The organism is Streptomyces sp. NPDC036764, assembly GCF_055609385.1.
In genome coordinates this window covers 92,048-116,049 of record NZ_JBVJPT010000020.1, presented here as the reverse complement: position 1 = coordinate 116,049, position 24,002 = coordinate 92,048, and the positions used below count along the sequence as shown (strand labels likewise).

The 24,002-nt window shown below is 71.5% G+C and carries 23 protein-coding genes; 8 read left to right on the top strand and 15 right to left on the bottom strand.

Annotated features, from left to right (window positions below; translation table 11 throughout):
* The gene (locus tag ACZ69Q_RS42465; protein ID WP_471053494.1) at positions 1-2,304 is read right to left on the bottom strand and encodes a bifunctional polysaccharide deacetylase/glycosyltransferase family 2 protein; all 2,304 of its coding nucleotides are present in this window, start codon (positions 2,302-2,304) and stop codon (positions 1-3) included.
* A 19-nt stretch (positions 2,305-2,323) separates the two neighbouring features.
* Positions 2,324-2,626 (bottom strand): hypothetical protein, encoded by a 303-nt coding sequence (locus ACZ69Q_RS42460; protein WP_471053491.1) that lies wholly within the window; start codon positions 2,624-2,626, stop codon positions 2,324-2,326.
* 225 nt (positions 2,627-2,851) lie between these two features.
* Between ACZ69Q_RS42460 and ACZ69Q_RS42455 the strand changes: the two genes are divergently transcribed.
* Positions 2,852-3,877 carry a chitinase gene (locus ACZ69Q_RS42455; protein ID WP_471053488.1) on the top strand — a complete coding sequence of 342 codons (1,026 nt, stop codon included), beginning with the start codon at positions 2,852-2,854 and terminating at the stop codon, positions 3,875-3,877.
* Positions 3,878-3,966: 89 nt separating this feature from the next.
* On the opposite strand, the gene ACZ69Q_RS42450 is transcribed toward ACZ69Q_RS42455, so the two are convergent.
* The 5 genes from ACZ69Q_RS42450 to ACZ69Q_RS42430 all read right to left on the bottom strand — a co-directional run bounded on the left by ACZ69Q_RS42450 (position 3,967) and on the right by ACZ69Q_RS42430 (position 9,335).
* Positions 3,967-4,572 (bottom strand): hypothetical protein, encoded by a 606-nt coding sequence (locus ACZ69Q_RS42450; RefSeq protein WP_471053487.1) that lies wholly within the window; start codon positions 4,570-4,572, stop codon positions 3,967-3,969.
* A 7-nt stretch (positions 4,573-4,579) separates the two neighbouring features.
* Positions 4,580-5,779, bottom strand: coding sequence for a cyclic dehypoxanthinyl futalosine synthase (gene mqnC, locus ACZ69Q_RS42445; RefSeq protein WP_471053484.1), 1,200 nt, complete (start codon positions 5,777-5,779; stop codon positions 4,580-4,582).
* A gap of 141 nt (positions 5,780-5,920) precedes the next feature.
* Entirely contained in the window at positions 5,921-6,652 is a 732-nt protein-coding gene (locus ACZ69Q_RS42440) for a prepilin peptidase (protein WP_471053481.1), read from the bottom strand.
* Between the two features lie 13 nt (positions 6,653-6,665).
* On the bottom strand, positions 6,666-8,426 hold the full coding sequence (locus tag ACZ69Q_RS42435; protein WP_471053478.1) for a serine/threonine-protein kinase: 1,761 nt from the start codon (positions 8,424-8,426) through the stop codon (positions 6,666-6,668).
* A 60-nt stretch (positions 8,427-8,486) separates the two neighbouring features.
* Entirely contained in the window at positions 8,487-9,335 is an 849-nt protein-coding gene (locus tag ACZ69Q_RS42430; protein WP_471053476.1) for a menaquinone biosynthetic enzyme MqnA/MqnD family protein, read from the bottom strand.
* 309 nt (positions 9,336-9,644) lie between these two features.
* On the opposite strand from ACZ69Q_RS42430, the gene ACZ69Q_RS42425 reads away from it, so the two are divergent.
* Positions 9,645-9,848 carry a cold-shock protein gene (locus tag ACZ69Q_RS42425; protein WP_003992177.1) on the top strand — a complete coding sequence of 68 codons (204 nt, stop codon included), beginning with the start codon at positions 9,645-9,647 and terminating at the stop codon, positions 9,846-9,848.
* Between the two features lie 113 nt (positions 9,849-9,961).
* Here the strand turns inward: ACZ69Q_RS42425 and ACZ69Q_RS42420 are convergent, their stop codons facing one another.
* Positions 9,962-10,510 (bottom strand): helix-turn-helix domain-containing protein, encoded by a 549-nt coding sequence (locus ACZ69Q_RS42420; protein WP_471053473.1) that lies wholly within the window; start codon positions 10,508-10,510, stop codon positions 9,962-9,964.
* 82 nt (positions 10,511-10,592) lie between these two features.
* Between ACZ69Q_RS42420 and ACZ69Q_RS42415 the strand changes: the two genes are divergently transcribed.
* Genes ACZ69Q_RS42415 through ACZ69Q_RS42400 form a run of 4 tightly spaced genes read left to right on the top strand, consistent with a single transcriptional unit; the run spans position 10,593 to position 12,547 of the window.
* The gene (locus tag ACZ69Q_RS42415) at positions 10,593-11,279 is read left to right on the top strand and encodes an AzlC family ABC transporter permease (protein ID WP_471053470.1); all 687 of its coding nucleotides are present in this window, start codon (positions 10,593-10,595) and stop codon (positions 11,277-11,279) included.
* On the top strand, positions 11,276-11,590 hold the full coding sequence (locus tag ACZ69Q_RS42410; RefSeq protein WP_471053468.1) for an AzlD domain-containing protein: 315 nt from the start codon (positions 11,276-11,278) through the stop codon (positions 11,588-11,590). Before ACZ69Q_RS42415 ends, ACZ69Q_RS42410 begins: the two co-directional genes overlap by 4 nt.
* 25 nt (positions 11,591-11,615) lie before the next feature.
* Positions 11,616-11,840 carry a glycine zipper domain-containing protein gene (locus tag ACZ69Q_RS42405; protein WP_471053465.1) on the top strand — a complete coding sequence of 75 codons (225 nt, stop codon included), beginning with the start codon at positions 11,616-11,618 and terminating at the stop codon, positions 11,838-11,840.
* Between the two features lie 59 nt (positions 11,841-11,899).
* Positions 11,900-12,547: a class I SAM-dependent DNA methyltransferase gene (locus tag ACZ69Q_RS42400; protein ID WP_471053463.1), complete on the top strand. Its 648-nt coding sequence runs from the start codon at positions 11,900-11,902 to the stop codon at positions 12,545-12,547.
* A gap of 6 nt (positions 12,548-12,553) precedes the next feature.
* On the opposite strand, the gene kstD is transcribed toward ACZ69Q_RS42400, so the two are convergent.
* From kstD to ACZ69Q_RS42380, 4 genes are all read right to left on the bottom strand, one after another.
* Positions 12,554-14,326 (bottom strand): 3-oxosteroid 1-dehydrogenase, encoded by a 1,773-nt coding sequence (kstD, locus tag ACZ69Q_RS42395; RefSeq protein ID WP_471053460.1) that lies wholly within the window; start codon positions 14,324-14,326, stop codon positions 12,554-12,556.
* 129 nt (positions 14,327-14,455) lie between these two features.
* Positions 14,456-15,547: a sugar ABC transporter substrate-binding protein gene (locus ACZ69Q_RS42390; RefSeq protein WP_471053607.1), complete on the bottom strand. Its 1,092-nt coding sequence runs from the start codon at positions 15,545-15,547 to the stop codon at positions 14,456-14,458.
* A gap of 210 nt (positions 15,548-15,757) precedes the next feature.
* The gene (locus tag ACZ69Q_RS42385; protein ID WP_471053458.1) at positions 15,758-17,686 is read right to left on the bottom strand and encodes an AMP-dependent synthetase/ligase; all 1,929 of its coding nucleotides are present in this window, start codon (positions 17,684-17,686) and stop codon (positions 15,758-15,760) included.
* 231 nt (positions 17,687-17,917) lie between these two features.
* Positions 17,918-18,058 carry a hypothetical protein gene (locus tag ACZ69Q_RS42380; RefSeq protein ID WP_471053455.1) on the bottom strand — a complete coding sequence of 47 codons (141 nt, stop codon included), beginning with the start codon at positions 18,056-18,058 and terminating at the stop codon, positions 17,918-17,920.
* A gap of 85 nt (positions 18,059-18,143) precedes the next feature.
* On the opposite strand from ACZ69Q_RS42380, the gene ACZ69Q_RS42375 reads away from it, so the two are divergent.
* Both ACZ69Q_RS42375 and ACZ69Q_RS42370 read left to right on the top strand, forming a co-directional pair.
* A complete protein-coding gene (locus tag ACZ69Q_RS42375) occupies positions 18,144-19,439 on the top strand; it encodes a 3-oxoacyl-ACP reductase (RefSeq protein WP_471053452.1) in 1,296 nt (431 codons plus the stop codon).
* On the top strand, positions 19,439-20,290 hold the full coding sequence (locus ACZ69Q_RS42370) for a MaoC family dehydratase (RefSeq protein ID WP_471053450.1): 852 nt from the start codon (positions 19,439-19,441) through the stop codon (positions 20,288-20,290). Before ACZ69Q_RS42375 ends, ACZ69Q_RS42370 begins: the two co-directional genes overlap by 1 nt.
* On the opposite strand, the gene ACZ69Q_RS42365 is transcribed toward ACZ69Q_RS42370, so the two are convergent.
* The 3 genes from ACZ69Q_RS42365 to ACZ69Q_RS42355 are packed head-to-tail and all read right to left on the bottom strand — an operon-like array spanning position 20,272 to position 23,970.
* Entirely contained in the window at positions 20,272-20,934 is a 663-nt protein-coding gene (locus tag ACZ69Q_RS42365) for a TetR/AcrR family transcriptional regulator (protein WP_471053447.1), read from the bottom strand. The two genes, ACZ69Q_RS42370 and ACZ69Q_RS42365, sit on opposite strands and share 19 nt — an antisense overlap.
* A gap of 58 nt (positions 20,935-20,992) precedes the next feature.
* Positions 20,993-22,333: an SPFH domain-containing protein gene (locus ACZ69Q_RS42360; protein WP_471053445.1), complete on the bottom strand. Its 1,341-nt coding sequence runs from the start codon at positions 22,331-22,333 to the stop codon at positions 20,993-20,995.
* Positions 22,330-23,970 (bottom strand): SPFH domain-containing protein, encoded by a 1,641-nt coding sequence (locus ACZ69Q_RS42355; RefSeq protein ID WP_471053442.1) that lies wholly within the window; start codon positions 23,968-23,970, stop codon positions 22,330-22,332. Before ACZ69Q_RS42355 ends, ACZ69Q_RS42360 begins: the two co-directional genes overlap by 4 nt.
* Positions 23,971-24,002 lie beyond the last annotated feature (32 nt).

Genomic DNA, 24,002 nt, shown 5'->3' with positions numbered 1-24,002 from the left:
TCACCTCACCCCCGCCGGCGTTCCGACCTCACCGGTGCGCTTGAGCTTCTGCCAGCGCAGCCGGCCGCCCGTCATCGCCGTGATGCAGGAGTGGATCAGGACGAGGTACATCATCTGGCGGTAGGCGAGCTGCTGGAGCGGCATCATCAGCAGGTAGCGGCACTTCTCGCGGTCCAGGCGGAAGGCGTACGCCGCGCACAGCAACTGCACCGCCAGCACCGCGAGCCAGGCCAGCAGGGCCGCGCGGAAGTCGACGAAGATCATCGAGTAGACGGTGAAGACGTCGATCAGCGGCGCGAAGACCGGCGTGACGATCTGGAAGATCACCACGAGGGGCATGCCGACCCGGCCGAAGCGGCCCGAAGGGCCCTTGTCCGTCAGCGATCTGCGGTGCTTCCACAGCGCCTGCATGGTGCCGTACGACCACCGGTAGCGCTGTGACCACAACTGCCCCAGCGAACCGGGCGCCTCGGTCCACGCGCGGGCGTGCTCCTGGTAAACGACCCGCCAGCCCGCGCGGTGCATCGCGATGGTGATGTCGGTGTCCTCGGCGAGGGTGTCCTCGCTCATGCCGCCGACCTGAAGGACCGCCTCGCGGCGGAACGCGCCGATCGCGCCGGGGATGGTCGGCATGCAGCGCAGCAGGTCGTACATGCGCCGGTCGAGGTTGAAGCCCATCACGTACTCGATGTGCTGCCAGGCGCCGATCACGGTGTTGCGGTTGCCGACCTTGGCGTTGCCCGCGACCGCGCCCACCACGGGGTCGGCGAAGGGCTGCACGAGCCGGCGTACGGTGTCCGGCTCGAAGACCGTGTCGCCGTCCATCATCACGACGATGTCGTGACTGGCGCTGCGCACCCCGTTGTTCAGCGCGGCCGGCTTGCCCGCGTTCTCCTGGCGGATGACGCGGACGTTGGTCATGCCGAGTTCCATGGCCGCGTCGCGGGCGATCTGCGACGTGCCGTCCGTCGAGCCGTCGTCGACGACGATGATCTCGATGGGGTGCGTGCTCTTGGCCAGCGATTCGAGGGTGTTGGCGATGCACTCCTTCTCGTTGTACGCCGGGACGATCACGCTCACCGGTCGGTGCACCGGCGGTCCCCAGTTGAACCGGCGTCTGTTGCGCTGCCGGTGGTGGCGCCGGGCGAGGATCAGCATCATGCCGAAGCGGCCCATGACGGCCACGCCGACGACGAGGAGGCCGGCCGACAGCACCGGCACGGTCCATTCGGCGACGGCCACCGCACCGATCAGGGCCTTGCCCTCGTAGAGGGTCGCGCCGGTGGCCGCACGGTGAGCGGCCTGGATGTCCGAGGTCCCGGACCCCGCGCCGGCCGCGCCGACCTGCCCGTTCGGACCGCCCTGCCCCTGCTGCGCCCGGCCGCCGGCCTGGACGCCGCCCGCCTGGGCACCGCCCGCCGCCTCCTCCTTCTGGATGGCGCCGCTGATCGTGGTGAAGGTGTACCCCTTCGCCAGCATCTTCTCGATGTACCGCGGCAGCGCCTTGATCGTCTGCGACCGCTCGCCGCCCGCGTCGTGGAAGAGGACGGACGCGCCCTCGCCGTCGTCCGGAGTGGCCCACTCGATGATCTTCGAGACGCCCGGCCGCTTCCAGTCGTCGCTGTCGGTGTCGACGAAGACGCTGGTGTAGCCGTCCTCGCCGAGCCTTTTGTAGACGGGCCAACTGTAGTTGTCGATGGCGTCCGTCTCAGATGAGTACGGCGCCCGGAACAGCGTCGTCGTGATGCCGGCCGCGCCCGCCAGCGCGAGCTGCGTCTGCTGCATCTCGCGGTTGACGCGGGCGTCGCTCTGGTAGGAGAGGTCGACGTGGGTGAAGGTGTGGATGCCCACCTCGTTGCCCTCGTCGACCATGTCGGCGACGATCGACGGGTAGCGCGAGACCATCGAGCCGACCACGAAGAACGTCGCGGGGATGTCGTACTTCTTCAGGATCGCCAGGACCTGCGGGGTCCAGGTGGGGTTCGGGCCGTCGTCGAAGGTGAGCGCGATCGTCTTGTCCGGCACGGAGACGGTGGTGGCCTGACCGCCCCGGAACGTGAGGATCGGACCGCCGTCGAGGACCTTGTCGGGGACCTCGGAGGAGCTGGCCCCGGTGCGCACCCGCTGGTCGCCGCCGACCTCGGCACGCAGATAGCCGTCGAGCAGCATGACGCTGGTCAGCGCGAGCAGCAGCAGTCCGGCGAGGATGACCCGGGGTTTTTGCAGGGCCGCGGCCTTGCCGGCCACCCGCTCGATGCGGGAGGGGGCGCGGCGGCGGCGACGTGAGGGTGTCGTCGTGGTCATGAGGGGTGCTGCGCTCCGGTCAGTTGGCGGACGCGTCGGCCGACGCGGACGGGGCGGGGGCGCCCGAGGGTGGCGTCGACGCGGTGCCGCTGGGCGGGGCGACCGGGTTGCCGATGCCGCCCTGGGGCTCGTTGCCCGGGCCGGTGCCGCCGGGGCCGCCCCGGCCGTTCGCGAAGGGCAGTAGCTGGGACGGGGTCAGCGAAGTGCCGAAGCCCATGAAGGCCATGCCCAGCACCACCGCGTAGCCGAGACAGGCGACGCCGAGCAGGAGGCCGAGGCGCCGCAGCAGCTTGGAGCGGCGTCCTGAGTTGTCAACGAACACGGGCCCCTCTGCGGACCCGTTGCCGCGTTTGCGGCGGCGACCGCGCGCACACGGTTCGGCGGCGCGGTTTTCGACGGCAGGCTCGGAATGCATTCCCCGGATGTTAGGGAGCCTTTATGTGCCCACGGCTCCTTTTTTATGTGAGACACCCATGAGGAATGTCTGAGCCTGTCCTTTTCCTGAGAATTTGGACTACGGCCGCAAAATGATGAGAGATTTGCCGGCATGCATACGTACCCAGGGAAATCGGCGGCCTGCCTCATCTGCGTGTTCGCGCTGGCCGTCACCGGGTGCTCCGCGGGTTCCGGCGGTACGGCGGACGCGGCGCCGCCGACGCCGTCACAGGCCGGGGCGTCGCCCTCCGAAAGCGCCTCGTCGGGCACGTCGTACGCGCCCTACGTCAGCGCCACCGAGGCCTCCGCCAACGACTCCGGCGGTTCCCCGCAGACGTACAACCTGGCCTTCGTCATCTCGGACGGCAGCGGCTGCACGCCGAAGTGGAACGGCACCACCGCCCTGCCCGACCCGGCCGTGAAGTCCCGTATCTCCAGGCTCACTCAGGGCGGCGCCTCGGTCCGCGTCTCCTTCGGCGGGGCCTCCGGCAAGGAGTTGGCGGCGAGCTGCGACAGCGCCTCGGAGCTGGCCGAGGCGTACGGGAAGGCGCTGGACGCGGCGGGTTCCTCGCAGGCCGACTTCGACGTCGAGGGCGACGAGTTGACCGACTCCGACTCGGTGGACCTGCGGTCGGAGGCGATCGCCCTGCTCCAGAAGGAGCGCGGCGATCTGGAGGTCTCCTTCACGCTGCCGGTGATGCCGTCAGGACTGGACGACGACGGGGTGGCGCTGCTGGAGTCCGCCAACGAGCACGACGTTCAGGTCTCCACCGTGAACATCATGACGATGAATTACGGCGAGTCGTACGGCGGTGACATGGGGGACTACGCGGTCACGTCGGCGAAGGCCACGCACACCCAGCTCAAGGAGATCTTCGGTACGTCGGACGCGACCGCTTGGAAGGCGATGGCGTTGACGTCGATGCTCGGCACGAACGACGTCGACAACGAGACGTTCACGCTCGACGACGCGGCGCAGGTGCGGGAGTTCGCCGACGGAAAGGGGATCGGGTGGGTTTCCATGTGGGCGACGTTTCGGGATCAGCGGTGCGGTGAGGGCTCGGAGGATGACGAGTTGACCAATTGCAGTGGGGTGGATCAGGAGGACGGGGCGTTTGCGGAAGCGTTTTCGGGTTGAACTCGGGGGCTTCTGTCGTACGCGGGGTGCGGGTGGTTCGTGGTTGATCGCGCAGTTCCCCGCGCCCCCAAAAAAGCGGGGGCGTTTCCTCATCGTCGGCGGTAGACCAACCGGCCGTCCACGACCGTCGCCACGCACGTGCCCGCACCGCGCTCTGCCAGTTCCGCCTCGTCCCGGACGTCGAACATCGCGAACCGGGCGGCTGAGCCCTGCTCCCTCGGCTGCGCGAAGTTCACCGGCATCCCGCAGGCGTACGGGTCGAGCGACGCCACTCCGTCGGGGCGCCCGATCCGGCCCACGACACCCAGGCCGGAGCGGTGCACGGCGTCGCGCACCGCGCGGTTGCGCAGTTCCTCGCACGCCGCCGCGACCGTGCCGTGCGCCAGCATCCGCTGCACGCCGCGCCGGGCGCTCGCACCCCAGCGGGCGTCGTCCATGGCGAGGGCCGCCAGCGCGTCACCGGTCAGCGGCTCGGTGCCCAGCTCGTCGGCCTCGCGCGGATCGGGGTGGTACGCCTCCTCCAGCAGTTCGTTGCCGTGGAGGTTGATCAGGCCGGGCGTGAGGATGCCCGGCCACTCCCGCACCCTGGCGCCCGGATGAGCGGCGACCAGGTCGCCCAACTGCCCCGCGTCGGCGATCCACGCGCCCTTGACGGCGAGCGCCCGCCCCCTGGAGTCCGCGTGGATCGTCAGCACGAGTACGTCAGTTGGAGGCGAGGATCTTCAGCTCGGGGTGGGCCGTGCCGCCCGCGATGGCCGTGGACGAGATGTGGGACATGACCCGCTCGTCGACCGGGTCGTTCGCCGGGTCGTCGTGCACGACAAGGTGCTCGTACGTCGTGGCGCGCTGCGCCGGCACGCGGCCCGCCTTGCGGATGAGGTCGATGATCTCCATCCGGTTGGAGCGGTGCTTGGCGCCGGCCGAGGAGACGACGTTCTCCTCCAGCATGATCGAGCCGAGGTCGTCCGCGCCGTAGTGCAGCGACAACTGGCCGATCTCCTTGCCGGTGGTCAGCCAGGAGCCCTGGATGTGGGCGATGTTGTCCATGAAGAGGCGCGCGATGGCGATCATCCGCAGGTACTCGAAGATCGTGGCCTGCGTACGGCCCTTCAGGTGGTTGTTCTCGGGCTGGTAGGTGTACGGGATGAAGGCCCGGAAGCCGCCCGTGCGGTCCTGGACGTCACGGATCATGCGCAGGTGCTCGATGCGCTCGGCGTTGGTCTCGCCGGTGCCCATCAGCATGGTCGACGTCGACTCGACACCGAGGTTGTGCGCGGCCTCCATGATCTCCAGCCAGCGCTCACCGCTCTCCTTCAGCGGCGCGATGGCCTTGCGGGGCCGCGCGGGCAGCAGCTCGGCGCCGGCGCCCGCGAAGGAGTCGAGACCGGCCTCGTGGATCCGGGTGATGGCCTCCTCGACCGACACCCCGGAGATCCGGGCCATGTGCTCGACCTCGCTCGCCCCCAGGCTGTGGATGACGAGCTGCGGGAAGTCCTTCTTGATGGCCGCGAAGTGCTTCTCGTAGTACTCCACGCCGAAGTCCGGGTGGTGTCCGCCCTGGAACATGATCTGGGTGCCGCCGAGTTCGACGGTCTCGGCGCAGCGCCGCAGGATGTCGTCCAGGTCGCGGGTCCAGCCCTTGGCGGTGTCCTTGGGGGCGGCGTAGAAGGCGCAGAACTTGCACGCCGTGACGCACACGTTCGTGTAGTTGATGTTGCGCTCGATGATGTACGTCGCGATGTGCTCGGTGCCTGCGTACCGGCGGCGGCGTACGGCGTCGGCGGCGGCGCCCAGCGCGTGCAGCGGGGCGTCGCGGTACAGCTCCAGCGCCTCGTCGGGCGTGATGCGCTCACCCGCGGCGGCACGGTCGAGGACGGACTGAAGGTCGGCCTTCTCGGTCACCGGGGCGTCCCTTTCGTCAAGGAATCAGGGGGCGTGTGCGAAGCGCTCTGAATAAGGGTGGTGGTGGGCGACGGGTGGGCTGTTCCACCTTGTTGGCAGCGGACCGAACCAGCGTACGCCAGGCCGTTCACCGGACGGACGTCAGGCCGCGTACGCCCCGATCAGCAATCCCGCGAACGCCCCGCCGAGCAGGAACGGCCCGAACGCGACGGCCGACTTGCGCCCGGCCCGCCGCAGCGCGACGAGCCCCCAGCCGTACAGCGCCCCGAACAGGAACCCGGCGAACGTACCGAGCATCACCGTCGGCCACCCGTACCAGCCCAGCGCCGCCCCCACCCCGAGCGCGAGCTTCACATCGCCGAACCCCATGCCGCCGGGGTTGATCAGGTGCAGCACGAAGTACCCGGCGCCGAGCGCGAGCGCGCCCCACACGGCGGTCGGCCAGTCCCCGGCGTGTTCGGGGACCAGGGCGACCAGGCCGAGCAGCCCGAGCGCGGCCCCGGCGAGGGAGAACGTCAGCGGGTCGGGCAGCCGTCGTACCCGGAGGTCGACCACCGTGAGCAGCACGCCGACCGGCGCCAGCAGCAGCCAGACGCCCAACTCGGGCCGGGTGCCGGTGGCGGCGGCGAGGGCGGCGCAGACGAGGGCGGTGGCGGGGGCGAGCACGGCGGCGCCGGAGCCGTACGGCGCACCCGGCTCGCACTGCCCGCACCGGGCCCGGCCGATCCACCCGGCGATCGGGTGTCCGCCGGGGCAGCTCTCCCGCCACTCCTCCTCATGGGGCACGGAGAACCGGTAGGCGGCCCGGGGCAGGAGCAGCCCCGCCGCCGTGCCCCAGAGCGCGGCGACGACGACCACGGCGATTGTGCTCACGCCGACACGTCCGTCACTGCTCGACCTTCGACAGCCGCGCCTCGGGATTCCCCTCGTCACCGCTCTGCGACCGGTACACCAGATCGTCGCCGGCCGGTGTGATCCGGACGCTGTGCGGGGTGGGGTTGCAGCCGGCGTGGTTCGACTTGCGGCCCACGGACGTCACGACGAGCTCTTTCGCCGTGGCCTTCTTGAGGGTCAGTACGTCGTTGCAGACACCGCCGAGCAGGTCGGTCTGCCGGAGGGTGCCCACCTCGTCGCCGACCTCGGCCTTGTGCACGGTGAGCCGGAAGGTGCCGGCCGACAGGGCGCCGTCCAGGACGGTGCCCTTGCCCTCCCAGGTGCCGAGATAGCGGTCGGGCACGGCGCCCCCGGTCGGCCCGGCGGACTGCTGGGGCATCTGCGACGAGGCGGCTCCGGAATCCCCGCTCGCGGAGTCCTTCTCCGCACCGGGCAGCAGCTCGAACACGAACACCGACCCCACGGTCACGGCCGCCAGCGCGCCCGCGACGGCCAGCGCCACCGTGCAGCTCATCCTGCGCCCACGGCCCCCCTCCCCCGGCGTCGAGGACGCCGCGACGGACACGGCGAGCTTGCCGGACGGGGGCACGGCATCTTGCGGGGGCGGTGCGTCACGCGGTTCGGGTACGACGGCGGGCGTGCCCGCGGGTGCCCCGGGCGGCGCGGACGCAGGAGCGGGCGGCACAGGCGTGGGCATGGCGGCGGGGGGCGTGGACATCGGCGTGGGACCGCCCATCACCGGCGGCGGGCCGAACTCCCCCGCCGTGGCCCGCCCGGCCGCGGCACCGCCGGCCGTCGTGTCCACCGCCCCCACCGAAGGCAGGCTGAATCGCACCGGCCCCGACGAGACGTCCTCCCCCGCCTCCAGGTTCAGCAGCCGCACGGCACCGCGGCTGACCTGCTCCACCAGCGGCCCCGGCAGCCAGCCGCCCGCGACCAGGCGGGCCGCGCCCTCGGGAGCCAGTCGCCGGGCTACCTCACCCGGTGCCGGCCGGGCGCTCGGGTCCTTCGTCAGACAGGCCGCCACCAGCTCCCGCAACTCACCGTCCAGCGAGTCGAGTTCGGGCTCCTCGTGGACGACCTTGTAGAGGAGCGCCGCCGACGAGTCGCCGGAGAACGGCGGCTGACCGGTCGCCGCGTACGCCAGCACGGCACCCAGCGAGAAGACGTCCGCCGCTCCCGTGGCCCCGTTGCCGAGGATCTGCTCGGGCGACATGTAGCCCGGGGAGCCGATCGAGACGCCGGTCGAGGTCAGGGACGCGGTGCCGTCCATGGCCCGCGCGATGCCGAAGTCGATGAGCAGGGGGCCGTCCAGGGTCAGCAGGACGTTCGACGGCTTCACGTCCCGGTGCACCAGGCCCAGTTCGTGCACCGCCGCCAGCGCCTCCGCCAGACCCGCGCCCAGCGCGCGTACCGAATGGGCCGGCAGCGCGCCCGAGTCCGCGACCGCGGAGGTCAGCGAAGGGCCGGCCGCGTACGCCGTGGCCACCCACGGCACCGGCGCCTCCGGATCGGCGTCGAGGACGGGCGCCGTCCACGCGCCGCCCACCCGGCGGGCCGCGTCGACCTCCCGGCGGAAGCGGGCGCGGAACTCCTCGTCCAGGGCGAAGTGCGGATGCACGATCTTGACGGCGACCGTGCGGCCGCCCGCGCTGCGCCCCAGGTACACCCGCCCCATGCCGCCGGAACCGAGCCGGCCGAGCAGCCGGTACGGCCCGACGACCGTGGGCTCGTCAACTCCGAGCGGCTGCATCTGCGTCCACTCCTCCCCCGTAGGAACCGTCAGCAGATTAGTGCGCAATCACCGCGCGCTTTACGGCTGGAGCAGATCCACCTTCACATCCGCCGGAAATCCCGTGGTCGGCCCCACCCTTCGCGCGAACTCCGCGACCGCCGCAAGCTGCGGTACGCCGAATCGGAAATCGAGGGTGGTGAAGTACTGCTCCAGGACCCGCTCGTCGAAGGCCTCCCAGCGGGCCGCCTGCTCGGCCACCTTGCTCACCTCTTCCAGGGAGAGGTTGCGGGAGTGGAGGAACGCCTCGTGGACCCGGCGGGTGATGACCGGTTCGCGCTCCAGGTAGTCCCGGCGCGCCGCCCAGACGGCGAAGACGAAGGGCAGGCCGGTCCACTCCTTCCACAGCGCGCCGAGGTCGTGCACCTCGAGGCCGTAGCGCGGCCCGTCCAGCAGGTTCGCGCGCAGTGCCGCGTCCCCGATGAGTACGGCGGCCTCCGCCTCCTGCATCATCAGGCTGAGGTCGGGCGGGCAGGTGTAGTAGTCGGGCCGGACGCCGTAGCGCTCGGCGAGCAGGAGCTGGGCCAGCCGGACTGAGGTGCGCGAGGTCGAGCCGAGGGCGACACGGGCGCCGTCCAGCTCGTCCAGCGGGACCTTCGAGACGATCACGCACGACATCACCGGGCCGTCGCAGCCGACGGCGATGTCGGGGAAGGCGACCAGGTCCTCGGCGTTGCGCAGGAACTCGACGAGGGTGATAGGCCCGATGTCGAGGTCGCCGCGCACCAGACGCTCGCTGAGTTTCTCCGGCGTGTCCTTGGTCAGCTCGAAGTCGAGCAGGGTGCCCGTTCTCGCGAGCCCCCAGTAGAGGGGCAGGCAGTTCAGGAACTGGATGTGGCCTACGCGCGGCCGGGTGCGAGAATTGTCCACATCGCGAGACTAGACCCCATGAGGTACGGTGCACCCTTCAGGGTGGTGACACCCCCGTCACAACATCCCGTCAACCCCGACACGGGTCTTCAAACGTCCGAGTGACGTGATCTTGACCTCTATTGCTTTCGGCTGCCTGCGTGCTAGGCTCGCCGCAAGTTGCAGTTTGGTTTCCCTTGCAGTACAGAGCCTGCGGAGCATGTAACCGCGGGCTCTCGTCGTTTTCAGACGTATGCAGTTGTGCGGGACTTTGTTTTCACACTTGCAGGGTTCTGGAGCAGGGCAACCCTTTGGGCCCAAGGAGGGCTTATGGCTACCGGAACCGTGAAGTGGTTCAACGCCGAAAAGGGCTTTGGCTTCATCGCCCAAGAAGGCGGCGGCCCCGACGTCTTCGTTCACTACTCCGCGATCAACGCGAGCGGCTTCCGTTCGCTGGAGGAGAACCAGCAGGTCTCCTTCGACGTGACCCAGGGCCCGAAGGGCCCGCAGGCGGAGAACGTCACCCCCGTCTGATCATTCGGTCTCGGAGCCTGGTGCTTTGATCCGGAACTGAGAGCAGTACCCAAGGAGCCCCACGCCGCAAGGCGACGGGGCTCCTGCCTTTTCCCAGGGGCTCCTGCCTTTTCTCAGATGTGCTGCATGACCAGCACGAACGTCGTCCCGGGCGCGAGCGCCCGGTAGGAGTGCGGCACATCTCCGCGGTACGACATGTAGTCACCGGGCCCGAGCTCGGCCTCGTCGCCCCGGGGACCCGCCTTCACCCGGCCCGTGCTGACGATCAGATGCTCCACGGTCCCCGGAATATGCGGATCCGACTCCCGGGCCGTGCCCGGTTCCGCGCGCAGGTGGTAGATGTCCCGGCGGGCGCCGGGCGGGCTGGCGGAGAACAGGGTGGCCACGAAGTCCGCCCGCTCCGAGGCGACCGTGGGCCCTTCACCCGCCCGGATCACCTGGACGGCCGGCGCCGGCGGCTCCACCAGCACGCTGAACGGCACACCGAGCGCGACCCCCAGCGCCCACAGCGTCTCCACGCTGGGATTTCCGCTGCCCGCCTCCAGTTGGGACAGCGTGGACTTCGCGATCCCCGCCCGCTTGGCCAGCTCCGACAGCGACAGCCCGGCCCGGGTGCGCTCACGGCGCAGGGCGACGGCGATCCATGTGAGGGGCTCGCTCATCCGGTTCACTTCCCGTCGTTCGCTCTACAGGTACGTTCGTTCGGCTTGACGAACAGCCGACGGGCTGTTCATTCTGGGAAACATGCGTTCGCTTCTCCGAACACCGATGATGGCACCCCTGGTGCGCGACAGTGCACTGGTCTGGCTGGCGAGCGGTGTCGTCGGCGTCTCCTTCGGCGCGATCTCGGTGGCCGGCGGGCTGCCGGTCTGGGTGCCGGTGGCGATGTCACTGGTCGTGTACGCGGGCTCGGCGCAGTTCAGCGCGGTCGGCGTGCTGCTGGCCGGGGGCGGGCCGCTCGCCGCGGCGGCCACCGGACTGCTGCTGAACACGCGCACGGCCGCCTTCAGCCTCGCCGTCGCGGACGTCCTCGGCGGCCGGAGCCGGCTCGCCCGCCTCCTCGGCGCCCACCTCATCACCGACGAGACGGTGGCCTTCACGCTCGCCCAGCCCGACCCCGCGCGGCGCCGGGCGGCGTTCTGGGTGAACGGACTCGGTCTGTTCGCCGCCTGGAACACCGGCGTCGTGGCCGGCGCGCTCGCCGGAACCGCGCTGGGCGACACGGCGAGATACGGCCTCGACGCCACCTTCCCGGCCGTACTGGTGGCGCTGGTGCTGCCCACCCTGCGCACGGACGCCCGCATCCGCCGGTGCGCGCTGCTCGGCGCCGCACTGGCGCTGGCCGTGACACCGGCCGTCCCCGCGGGGGTACCGGTGCTGCTGGCGCTGGCGGGGCTGGTCCGGTACGGCCGCAAGGGGGCGGCGGCGTGAACGCCACGGTCGCCGTGATCTCGGTGCTGGCGGTGGGGACGTACGCCTTCCGGCTGGTCGGCCCGGCCCTGCACGGGCGGCTCGAACTCCCGGCCCGTGTGCAGGAACTACTGTCGGCCGCCGCGGTGGTGCTGCTGGTGGCACTGCTCGCGACGGGGGCGCTGACGGAGGGGGGCGGCTTCGCGGGGTGGGCGCGCCCGGCCGGGGTGCTGGTCGGGGGCGTGCTCGCGTGGCGGCGAGCGCCGTTCCCGGTCGTGGTGCTGGGGGCGGCCGGGGCCACCGCGCTGTTGCGGGCGGCGGGCCTGGCGTGAGCGGCCCGCGTGCCAGAATCGCCGGATGACCAGCGGTGACGAGAACAACCACGGGGAAGAGGGCGGCGCGCCCGCCGACAACAAACTGGCGATGGGCCTGTCCGTCGGCCTGTCCATCGGCACGGCCCTCGGCCTGGTGCTCGGGCTGACCGTCTTCGACAACCTCGCGCTCGGGCTCGCCCTGGGGCTGTGCGTCGGCGTCGCCGTCGGCAGCGCGATCGGGGCCGGCGGAACGCGCGGCGGGGTGTAGCCGACGGCGTCGACCGAGGTCGGCGGCCTTGTCAGTGGCGTTCGTTAGGGTCCCCGGCCATGACCGACGCAGACTTCCTGACCGCCACCCGCACCTTCTACGACGCGATCGCCGAGGACTACGCGGCGCTCTTCCAGGACGAGCTCGTGAGAAGGCCCGTGGAGCGGGCGATCCTGACGCTGTTCGCCGAACTCGTCGACGGGGACGGGCCGGTGGCCGACCTGGGCTGCGGACCGGGCCGGACGACGGCCCGCCTCGCCGCGCTGGGGCTGCCCGTGTTCGGGGTCGATCTGTCGGAGTCGATGCTGGCGATCGCCCGCCGCGAGAACCCGGGGCTGCGTTTCGAGCAGGGGTCGATGCTGGAGCTGGACCTGCCCGACGGCACGCTGGCCGGCGCCCTGTCCTTCTACTCCTCCATCCACACGCCCGTGGACCGGCTGCCCGCCCTGTTCGCCGAGTTCCACCGTGTGCTGGCCCCGGGTGCGCCGCTGCTCGTCGCCTTCCAGGCCGGCGACGAACACCGGCACCACGACCGGCCCTTCGGCCGCCCCGTCGCGCTCACCTTCCAGCGGCGGCAACCGGAGCACATCGCCGAGCTGCTGACGGCGGCCGGCTTCGCCCTCCTCTCCCGCACCGTCCGCGAGCCGGACCCGGCGCTGGGCGAGACGTCCGCGCAGGCGTTCCTGATCGTCAGGAAGCCCGGGTAGCCGCCGCTACGGACTCCCGGCGATGTCCTTCGCCGCGATGTACCCGAACGTCATCGCCGGGCCGATCGTCGAGCCCGCGCCCGCGTAGCTGTGCCCCATGACGGCCGCGCTCGCGTTGCCCGCCGCGTACAGGCCGCGGATGACCGAGCCGTCCTCCCGCAGCACCCGGGCGCGGGCGTCGGTGAGCAGGCCGCCCTTGGTGCCGAGGTCGCCGGGGACGATGCGGAAGGCGTGGTACGGGGGCAGCCAGAGCGGGGCGAGGCAGGAGTTCGGCAGCACGTAGGGGTCCGTGTAGTAGTGGTCGTAGGCGCTGTCGCCCCGGTGGAAGTCGGGGTCCTTCCCCTTCAGGGCCTGGGCGTTGAAGCGGTCCACCGTGGTGCGCAGGGCCGCCGCCGGGACGCCTATCGAGCCGGCGAGCGCGTCCAGGGTCCATGCCTTGTGCGCGGCGCCCGAGCCGTACCAGTCGGCGGGGAAGGGCAGAGTCGGCAGGACGTCCTTGAAGAGGTAGCGGTTGCGGTAGTGCTGGTCGACGATCAGCCAGGACGGGATGGCCGGGCTGGTGTCGTTGACGTCGTACATGGTGTGGACGACGTCGCTGTAAGGGGCGGCCTCGTTGACGAAGCGGGCGCCGGCCGAGTTGACCAGCAGGCCGCCGGGGAGGGTGCGTTCGGTCAGGCAGAAGTACGGCCGGCCGGGGATCGGTATCGCCGGGCCCCACCAGGCGTCGTCCATGAGGCCGAGGGCGGCGCCCAGCCGGTGCCCGGCCCGGATGCCGTCGCCGGTGTTCTCCTTCGCGCCGACCGTCCAGTCCGTGCCGATGGGCCGGCGCTGGTACTGCTCGCGCATCGCCGCGTTGTGCTCGAAGCCGCCCGAGCCGACGATCACGCCGCGCCGGGCGCGGACCAGGCCGGGACCGCCGTCCCGGGTGACGACCGCTCCGCTCACCGCGCCGTCCTCGACGTACAGGTCGGTCAGCGGCGTGCCCAGCCACACGGGCACCCCCGCCGAGCGCAGCCCCAGCCGCAGCCCGGCCGCCAGGGACTGCCCCATGGTCAGCGGCTTCTCCCCGCGCAGGGCCGCCGCCGTGCCGCGCGCCAGACACTGCGCGGCGACGGCGGCGCCCTTGGCGTTCACCGCGGCCAGGGCCAGCCACTTGTAGTCGGCGCTGAAGACGACCATGCCGGCGGGCACGTCCATGTACGGAGGGTTCAGGTGGGCCAGTTCGGCGCCCAGGAGGTTGCCGTCGAGCTGGTCGGGTTCGATGGAGCGGCCGTTCGGCAGGCCGCCGGGCAGCTCGGGGTAGTAGTCGCTGTACCCCTCCATCCAGCGGAAGCGCAGGGGGCTGTGGGCCATGACGAAGGAGAGCATCGCCGGGCCGTGGGCGAGGAAGGCCCGCTGCCGTTCCTCGGGCACGTCCGGGCCGACGACGGCGGCGAGATAGGCGGCGGCCTTCGCGGGGGTGTCCGGCACGCCCGCCGCGAGGAGCACCGAGTTGTTCGGGATCCAGATCCCGGCACCGGACCGGGCGGCGGACCCGCCGAAGGTGGGCGCCTTCTCCAGCACCACACAGCTCAGGCCCTGCCTCGCCGCGGTGAGGGCGGCGGTCATGCCGGCCGCGCCCGAGCCGACGACCACGACGTCGTACGTGCCGAGGAGGGGCAGGTCGGCCGCACGCGCGGCCTGCTGGGAGGCCGCGGTGAGCCCGAGGGCCGTGGCGGCCGTGCCCGCGGCGCCGGCGGCGAGGACGTGTCTTCGGGAAGGGTGCGCGTTGGTGGTCACGGAGGCAGCTCCCGCCTGGACGACTCCACATTTCTGAGGGTGTGTCAGAAATGCGAATGTGACGCGGATACCTTGTGAAGTCAAGCGCGGGGCAGGGGGGTTGAGACGCGCTCGGCCCGCCGGGGCCGGTTACTTCAGGCCGAGCTGGTCGCAGTCCGCCTTGTACTCGGGGGTGCAGATCTGGTCGACGGTGTAGACGTCGTCCTTGATCACCGTCTCCTCGATGTTGGCCTTCGTCAGGGCGACCACCGTCACGAGCTGGGCCGGGATGTCGTCCTCGGTGGGGCTGTCGACCGAGTCCTGGGTCAGCGAGTCGAACTCGAGGTCGCGGCCCTGCACCTTGTACACGGCCATCTTCGCGGCGTTGGTCGCCTCCAGCAGGAAGGGCTTGTACACCGTCATGAACTGCTCGCCCGAGACGATCCGCTGCACCGCGTCCAGGTTCGCGTCCTGCCCGGTCACCGGCGGGATCTTGCTCGCGCCGGCCTCCTTGAGCGCGTCGATCACGGCGCCGGCCATGCCGTCGTTCGCCGAGTAGACGGCTCCGATGCCGCCGACCCCGACGGCGGCGATCGCCTTGCGCATGTTGGCCTTGGCGACCGCGGGCGACCACTTCTCGGTGTCGTACTTCTTGACGATGTTCACCGCGCCGTCGAGCTCCGCGAGGGCGCCCTTCTTGAACCGGTCCGTGTTCGGGTCGGCGGGGTCGCCGTTCATCATGACGACCTTGCTGCTCGCGGCCTTGTCGCCGAGTTCCTCGACGAGGGAGCGGGCCTGCACCTCGCCGACGAGCTCGTTGTCGTGGGAGACGTACGCGTCGATGGGCCCCTCGGCCAGGCGGTCGTAGGCGATGACAGGGATCCCCGCGTCCTTCGACTTCTGCACCTGAGGGGCGATGGCCTTGGCGTCCACCGCGTCCACCAGGACGACGTCGACCTTGTCGTCGATCATCTGCTGGAACTGCTCGCTCTGCTTCTTCGGGCTCGCCTCGGCGTTGGCGTAGACGACCTTGCCCTTGCCGTCGGTGAGGGTGCCGACTTCCTTCTTGATGAGCGGGTGGTCGAACTTCTCGAAGCGGGCGGTCTCCTTGTCGGGCAGCAGCAGCCCCACCGTGATGTCGTCGCCCTTCTGCGGCGAGGCCGTGCTGTCACCGCCCCCGATGCCGCCGATGACGCCGCACGCGGCGAGCGACATCGCCGAGGCGGAGGCGACGAGGGCCATGCCGGTACGGCGTACGGCACAGGCGTGGGGGGTTCGAGCGTTCACTGCGGGGCCTTCCGAGCGGAGGAGCGGCGTTGCTACCCGGGTGGGCGGTAGCCAACGCGGAGACGGCATGTCACGTCAAGAGGTTGTCGTAACGAGACGGCAACCGTTTTCCGTGGCCTCTGCACACGAGAACCGGGCACGGGCCGGGAAGCCGACCCTGCCCGGCTACTTCGCATACAGTTCCTCCACCTCACCCGCGAAGTCCCGCATGACCACGTCCCGGCGCAGCTTCATCGACGGCGTCAGATGCCCCGCCATCTCCGTGAAGTCGGTCGGCAGGATCGCGAACCGGCGGATGGACTCCGGCCGGGACACCAGCTTGTTCGCCTCGTCGATCGCGCGTTGCAGGATCGCCCGCAACTCGTCGTCGTCCACGAGGAGTTCGGCCGGGACCGCGTGCTTGCCGTTCATCCGGCGCCAGTGGGTGACGCCGTCCATGTCCAGGGTGACCAGCGCCGAGACGTAGGGACGGCGGTCGCCCACGACCATGCACTGGGAGATCAGCGGGTGCGAGCGCAGCCAGTTCTCCAGCGGTGCCGGGGCCACGCTCTTGCCGCCCGCGGTGATGAGGAGTTCCTTCTTACGGCCGGTGATCGTCAGGTAGCCCTCGTCGTCCAGGGCGCCGATGTCGCCGGTGGACAGCCAGCCGTCCGCCGCGGCCGGGACGACGCCGCCGGCGGCCGGGTCCCAGTAGCCGCGCAGCACCTGGTCGCCGGCGATGAGGATCTCGCCGTCGGCGGCGATGCGGACCCGGGTGCCGGGCAGCGGCCAGCCGACGGTGCCCAGGCGGGGCTTGAGCGGCGGTGTCACGGTCGCGGCGGCGGTCGTCTCCGTGAGGCCGTAGCCCTCGTAGATCTCGATGCCCGCCCCGGCGTAGAAGGCGGCCAGGCGCCGGCCGAGCGGGGAGCCGCCGCAGATCGCGTACTTCACCCGGCCACCCATCGCGTTGCGGATACGGCGGTAGACCAGGGGGTCGTAGAAGGTGCGGGCGGCCTTGAGGGCCGTGTTCGGGCCGCCGCCGGTCCCGGACGCGCGGGCCTCCAGCGCCTCGCCGTAGCGTTCGGCGACCGATGCCGCGCGGTCGAAGGACGAGACACGGCCGCCCGTCTCGGCCTTGGCGCGGGCGGAGTTGAAGACCTTCTCCAGCATGTAGGGGATGGTCAGCAGGCAGGTCGGGCGGAAGGCCGCCAGGTCCGGCAGCAGATCCTCCGCCTTCAGACTCGGCGCGTGACCGAGGCGCACCCTGGCCCGCACGCAGGCCACCGCCACCATCCGGCCGAAGACGTGCGACATCGGCAGGAAGAGCAGCACCGACGCCTCTTCGCTGGTCCGCGCCTTGAAGATCGGGTAGAGCAGCTCGATGGCGTTGTCGACCTCGGCGAAGAAGTTGCCGTGCGTCAGCGCGCAGCCCTTGGGGCGGCCGGTGGTGCCGGAGGTGTAGACGAGGGTCGCCAGCGTGTCCGGCACCAGCATGCCCCGCCGTACGGCCACTTCCCCATCGGGCTGCTGCGCGCCGGCCTCCGCCAGCCGCTCCACATGGCCCTTCTCCATCACCCACATGTGGCGCAGGTCGGGCACCCGGTCCAGCTCGGGGCCGAGGGCGGCGGCCTGGCCCGCGGTCTCGGCGACCAGGGCCACCGCGCCCGAGTCCTGGAGGATCCAGCGGGTCTGGAAGACGGAGGAGGTGGGATAGACCGGGACCGTCACCAGGCCGGCCGCCCAGGCGGCGAAGTCGAGCAGGGTCCACTCGTAGCAGGTGCGGGCCATGACGGCGATCCGGTCGCCGGGCACCAGGCCCTCGGCGATCAGTCCCTTCGCCACCGACTGCACCTGCTCGGCGAACTGAGCCGCCGTCACGTCCGCCCACTGCCCGTCCGCACCCTTGCGGCTGAGGACCACGGCGTCGGGAGCCGCGTCCGCGTTGTCGAAGGGCAGGTCCGCGAGGGAGCCATGGGTGACCGGTGGCGCGAACGGCGGTACGTACGCCTCCCGTACGACGCCGTCCAACCGCCTCGTCTCCGGCTGCACCAGGGTCGGTCCCGGGGCATCGTGGTAGGCGGCCGAGGGGGCGAAGGACGGAAGCGAGGTGGACACGGGCGGCTCCTGCGACGGCAGCGAGGAAAACTGCTTGCTGCATGACGTACGTGCCTCGCGCACCATGACGTTCACCTGCGGAGGCCTGCGGAAAGGGGTTACCGCTGGTTAGGCAGGTGATCGTACGTCTCGCGCGTGTGGGGGTTGTGCGGGTTCGGCGGTGGTCCGGAGCCGGGTATGTGCAACCTCGGGGGTTATGTGAGGGGCACTCAGCTTCGTCTCACCCGATCCTTACCCTCGCTCCAGGATCACCGTCGCGCCCTGCCCGCCGCCTGCGCGGACCGAGATCGTCCCGCGCCCCGAACCGCCGCGCTCAGCAGGCGACTTGGCAGGCGTCGCCACGATACGGGCGCCGCTCACGCCGGAGCTCATCTCCACCCACTCCTCACGTCCACCATGGACTTACCTCCGGTAACCTTACTCCGGAGTCAGTTCCGGAGCGCACTGGGAGTCGCACATGGCCGACCGCTATCTGAGCTTCACCGGCACCGCACCCGGCCGCTTCCTCACCCGCCGCCTGGGGCTGCCTCAGCCCGCGCCGCTGAAACGCTTCTCGCCCGAGCGGCCCGCGCTCCAGGGCGACCGGCTGCTCCTCACGGCCGGCAAGTCGGACCTCGACCTCGCCGCGACGGGCCTCGGCCTGACCGCCGCCTGCGAGCACCCGGCGGCCGTCGTCGTGGACGCCACGGGAGTGCGGGACGTCGAGACGCTGGCCGAGGTGCACGCGGCGCTGCACCCGGTCGTGCGGTCGGTGGCGCAGAGCGGCCGGATCGTCGTCCTCGGCGCGCCCCTCGACCCCGCCGACCATCACCAGGCGGCCGCCCAGCAGGCCCTGGAGGGCTTCACGCGCTCGCTCGGCAAGGAGATCGGGCGCGGCAGGACCGTGAACCTGGTGCGGCTGACGGACGCGCTCGCCGCCGCGTCGACCCTCGGCTTCCTCCTCTCCCCCAAGTCGGCCTACGTCAGCGGCCAGGTCGTCGAGGTCGGCCCGCAGGACGTCACCGCGCCCGAGGACCCCGAGCGTCCCCTCACCGGCCGCACCGCCCTGGTCACCGGCGCCGCCCGCGGCATCGGCGAGGCGGTCGCCGAGACGCTGGCCAGGGACGGCGCCCGGGTCGTCGTACTGGACGTGCCGCAGGCCGAGCAGGACGCGCGGCGCGTGGCGGACCGGCTCGGCGGCACCGCGCTCGCGCTGGACATCACCGCCGACGACGCCGGAGCGCGGATCGCGGCCGCGCTGCCCGACGGACTGGACGTGCTCGTGCACAACGCCGGCATCACCCGCGACCGGCGGCTGGTCAACATGCCAGCCGAACGCTGGAGTTCGGTGCTCGACGTGAACCTCGCGAGCGTGCTGCGCACGACGGACGCGCTGCTGGCCGGCGGCACCCTGCGGGAGGGCGGCCGGATCGTGGCGACGGCGTCGATCGCGGGGCTCGCGGGGAACGCCGGGCAGACCAACTACGGCGCGAGCAAGGCAGGTGTCGTGGGCCTCGTCCGCTCCCTGGCGCCGCGCGCGCTCGCCGAGCACGGGGTGACCGTGAACGCGGTCGCGCCCGGCTTCATCGAGACGAAGATGACCGCCGCCGTCCCCCTGTTCATCCGGGAGGCGGGCCGGCGCATGAACTCCCTCGCGCAGGGCGGGCTGCCGGCCGACGTCGCCGAGACGACCGCCTGGCTGGCGCACCCCGCGTCGGGCGCTGTGAACGGCCAGGTCGTCCGGGTCTGCGGCCAGAGCCTGCTGGGGGCCTGATGCCGACGACCGTCCTGACCGGCGCCCCCTCCCTTACGGCCCTGCTCGCCCGGGGCGCGGCGCTCTCCGCCTTCAAACGGCCGCGTCCCGGTGCGGAGTTCCCCCGCACCCGGCTCGTGCTGCCCGGCACGGGCGTCGACCTGGCGCGGCTGGCGGCGTACGAGCGGGTGTGCGGCTTCGCGACCGGCGACGACGCGCTGCCCCTCACCTATCCGCATGTCCTGGGCTTCCCGCTGGCCATGCGGCTGATGAGCGAGCGGGAGTTCCCGCTGCCGCTGCTCGGACTCGTCCACACCTCCATCGAGATCACCCGGCACACGGCGATGCCCGCGACCGGCGCGTACGAGGTGTGCGCGCACGTGGACGGGCTGGTGCCGCATCGCCGGGGCACCGAGGCCGTCGTGGTCACCGAGGTGCGGTCGGGAGAGAGCGTCGTGTGGGAGTCGACGAGCAGGTATCTCGCCCGGCACCGTACGAACACCCCGGGCGCCGGCGCGACGGTGCGGCCGGCCGAGGAGCCGAAGCCGCTACCGCCGGTCGACCAGTGGCGCATCGCCGGGGACGTCGGACGCCGCTACGGCGCCGCCTCCGGTGACCGCAACCCCATCCACCTGCACGTCCTCACCGCCCGCCTGTTCGGCTTCCCGCGCGCCATCGCGCACGGCATGTGGACGGTGGCCCGCTGCCTCGCCGCCCACGGCACACCGGACGCGGTGCGGGTACGGGCGGACTTCCGGGCGCCGGTGCTGCTGCCGGGGACGGTGACGTACGCCGCGCAGGGCGGCCGGTTCGAGCTGCGCGGCGACGACCGCGTCCACCTGACCGGGGAGGTCTATCCGCTCACCTCGTGAGCGGCCTCCGGCGGCGTCCAGGGTCTGCCGTCCATCAGGTTGCCCAGACCGGCCCACGCGAAGTTCATGAGGGTGGCCGCCGCCTGCCGCGCGTTCACGCCCGGCGTGGTGTTGGCCCAGTCGGCGAGCGACTCGGCGGCGCCCACCAGCGCTTCGGCGAGACCGGCGACCTCGCTCGCCGGGAGGTCGGGGTCACGGTGTGCCTCGCGGGCGGCCACGAGAATCAGGTCCGTGACGAACGCGACGATCTCCGCGCGCATCGCGGCGACCTCGGTCGCGAACGGCTCGCCGTGGGTGCGGGCCTGGAGATGCAGGACGGACCAGGCGTCCGGGTAGTGCGAGGTGTGGGCGAAGAACGAGCGCAGCCCGTCCCAGAGCTGGCGGTCGGCGGGCAGCTCGGTGCGCACGCCGGAGCGTACGGCAGCGACGAGCGCGGCGGCCTCGCGCCGGATGCAGGCGGTGAAGAGGTCTTCCTTGGAGTTCAGGTACAGATACACCAACGGCTTGGAGACACCGGCCAGTTCGGCTATCTCGTCCATCGACGCGGCCATGTACCCGCGCCTGCCGAAGGTCCGCACGGCGGCGTCCAGCATCTGCTGCTCACGGACGGCCCGCGGCATCCGTTTGGTCTTCACGGCACCCATGGCCGTTAGCGTACGGGCCGGGAGGGAGATCCCACCCGGCCCGCCGAAAACGCCTGCCCTACTTGTCGTCGCTCAGCTCGTCGGCGAACCGTGCCACCCGGTCCGTCAGCAACTGCCCGTCGACGGGCGGCAGGGCCGTCAGCCGGGGCAGCAACTGCGCGGTGAGCAGGGTGGACAGGGCCGAGGTGTCGGCGCCGGTACCGTCGGTGCGCACGACCACCGGCTGCGGTGCCCGGCCGGCGAGCTTCGCGCCCACCTCCAGGCGGCGCCGGGCCAGTTCGTACTGCAGGACGGCGCGGTTGTCGCGGTAGGCCTTGGCGAGGGCGCGCTGGGCGCGGGCCTCGTTCTCGGCGGCGATCAGACCGCTGCGGCCCCGCGTCTCGATCTCGAACCGCACCCGCTGGGCGTTGGTCTCCTGCTGCTCGAGCAACTGGGCGACCTCCTCGCGGGCCCGGTTCAGCGCGGCCTTGACCTCGACGATCCGGGCGTCGCGAACCTTCTTGGCGCGCTCGATGTCCATGCCGAGCTGGTCGATGCGGCGCTTGCGGATCAGGCCCCACTCCTGGTCGTACGCCGTGCGCTCCTTGGCGACCCGCTCCCGGGTGGCCAGGTGCTGCTGGTACTGCGCCGGCAGTTGCACGTCCGGGATGTTGGAGCCGGTGATGCGCACGCCGTAGCCGGAGAGCTGGCGGTTGAGCAGCTCCTGCATGTCGGCGACGTCCGAGCCGCGCAGGTCGTACGCCCGCTCGGTGCGCATCTTGCGGGCGCGCTGGCGGATGGCGTCCTGCACGGCGCTGGAGAGCACCAGGTCGAAGTTGCCCGCGCCGATGGTGCGCACGAACAGCACGGCGTCGGTGATGCGGAACTTCAGGAAGAACTCGATCGAGCGCAGCGGCACGTTCTCCTGCGTCGGGCAGGCCATCACGGGCGCGGAGTACGGGATCTCGGTGGCCGTGTCGACGACGTAGTCGACCCGCGACCACGGGTGCCACAGGTAGTGGCGGCCGGCGTCCAGGGTGCGCACGACGGCGCCGTAGCGCGTCAGCACACCGTTGGTGCCCTGCTCGATCTCCACGATCGAGGAGCGCCACCACCACAACGCGCCGATCAGCAGCAGCACGGCACCGCCGGCGTAGGACAGCATGGCGAGGGTGCCGTAGGCGAGGTCCCCGGCGGCCGACTCGGCGTCCGCCTCCTGCAGGGACAGCATCACGCCCATGAACAGGGCGTAGACGCCGAGCCACAGCGGCAGCATCCACCAGATGCGGCGCCGGTGGCGGGGGATGATGACCGGGATCAGGGTGTCGGCCTCGCCGCCGCGCAGCAGCCGCGCGATGTCGGCCCAGGGGGCGACCTTCTCGGAGATGACCGACCTGCGGTGGGAACGGGCGGTGCTCATCGGGCGGCCTCCTCGGCAGCGTCGGAGCCGTCGGAGTCGTCGGCCGGTGCGGGCTGGTCGGGAACCTGCGGCACCGTCGGCCGCTCGGCCGCCAGCAGCGCGCCGATCTCCGCCTCGCGCGCGGCGATCCGCTCGGACACCTCGCCGAGCCGCTCCCGTACGGCGGCCATGTCCTCGTCGGTGAAGAGTTCCGTGCCGCGCTCGCCGACCAACTCGCGGGCCAGCTCCAGGAAGTCGATGCCGGAGCCGCCGCCGTCCGTCGCGCCGCCGATGCGCACCAGCCGCGGCAGGTGGTCGGCGACCTGCTCCAGGGTGTCCAGCACCTGCTGCTGGTAGCGGTACTCCAGGATCTCCGGCGCCTCGGCGGCGGTCACCGCGCGGATGTCGAGGGCCTGCGCCTCCAGCAGGGCCGCGTTGGCCTTCGCCTCCGACTCGGCCTGGACGTAGCGCTGGCGGGCGAGGGCCTCGGCGCGGTTGGTCTCGCGCTCCACGGCCGTGTCCATCTGCGCCTGGTACTGGGCGATGTCGGCCTGGATCGCGGAGAGCGTCTCGTGGCTGGAGGCGAGTTCGCGGGTGAGGTCGCCCTCGTCCTGCTCCTTGCGGAGCTGGAGCGCGTACTCGTGCGTGTACGCCTCCTTCGCCACGCGCACCATCTCGGGCGCCGCCAGGTCCATGCGGTAGCGCTGGTCGGACGGTTCGGCGTGGGTGATGTTGGCGTTGGTCAGCTCGACGGCCGGGCGGAACTGCTGGTTGAGCAGGTCCAGCAGCCGGCCGGTGTCCTCGCCGACCATGTCGTAGATGCCGGCGGCTTCCTGCTCGTAGACGAGGGTGCGGATCGTCTCGCTCACCGCGTTGCTCAGCTTCTCCTCGAAGCCGCGCACCGCGCCCAGCGTGTAGACGAACTCGGTCGGATCGCTGATCCGGAACTGGATGAACAGGTCGATCGACGCCTTCACGCCGCCCTTGGTCGGTGCCTCGCGCACCGGCGCGTTGAACGGGTACTCGATCGTGGTGTTGACGATGTACGACACCCGCTTCCACGGGCTCAGCAGTACGATCCGGCCCGGTCCGACGACCTTCTCCAGCTTGCCGAAGCGGGTGATCATCGCCTGGCAGCCGTCGGGAACCATGACCATGCCCTGGCGCCACCACACGAAGGCGACGGCGAGCAGCGAGACGACCCAGTAGTGCACGCCGAACAGGGGGTTGGTCAGCACGTCCGCGCCGGACGCGCCGACGATGCCCGCGCCCGCCGCGCCCAGCAGGAGCAGCATCAGCACCGGCAGCATGGAGATGATCGAGCGGCCCTTGGGGATCACCATCGGGCAGATGGCGTGCACCGTCTCGGTGCCCTCGCGGACCTGCTCGCTGCGGCCGAGCGCCTCCCCGGCCTCGTCCAGCGGCACGGTCTTCTGCCGCATCACGGTGGCGGTGGAGCCGCCCTGTTCCCGTGCGGCCGGGAAGTCTGCCGGGTCGATGCCCTGGCCCTGGGCGTCGTACTGATCGCCGTCCGCCCGGGTCCCCCGGCCGCCTGCCTGCCGCCGCAGTTCCTCCTGCGCGGCCGCTTTGGGATCGGTACCGGAGATGACGGCCTCGGCAACGCGTCGTGCGCCTTGTTGCGCGCGCGCTCGTGCCACGGTTCCCCCTTATGTTCACGAATGCCGGTGCC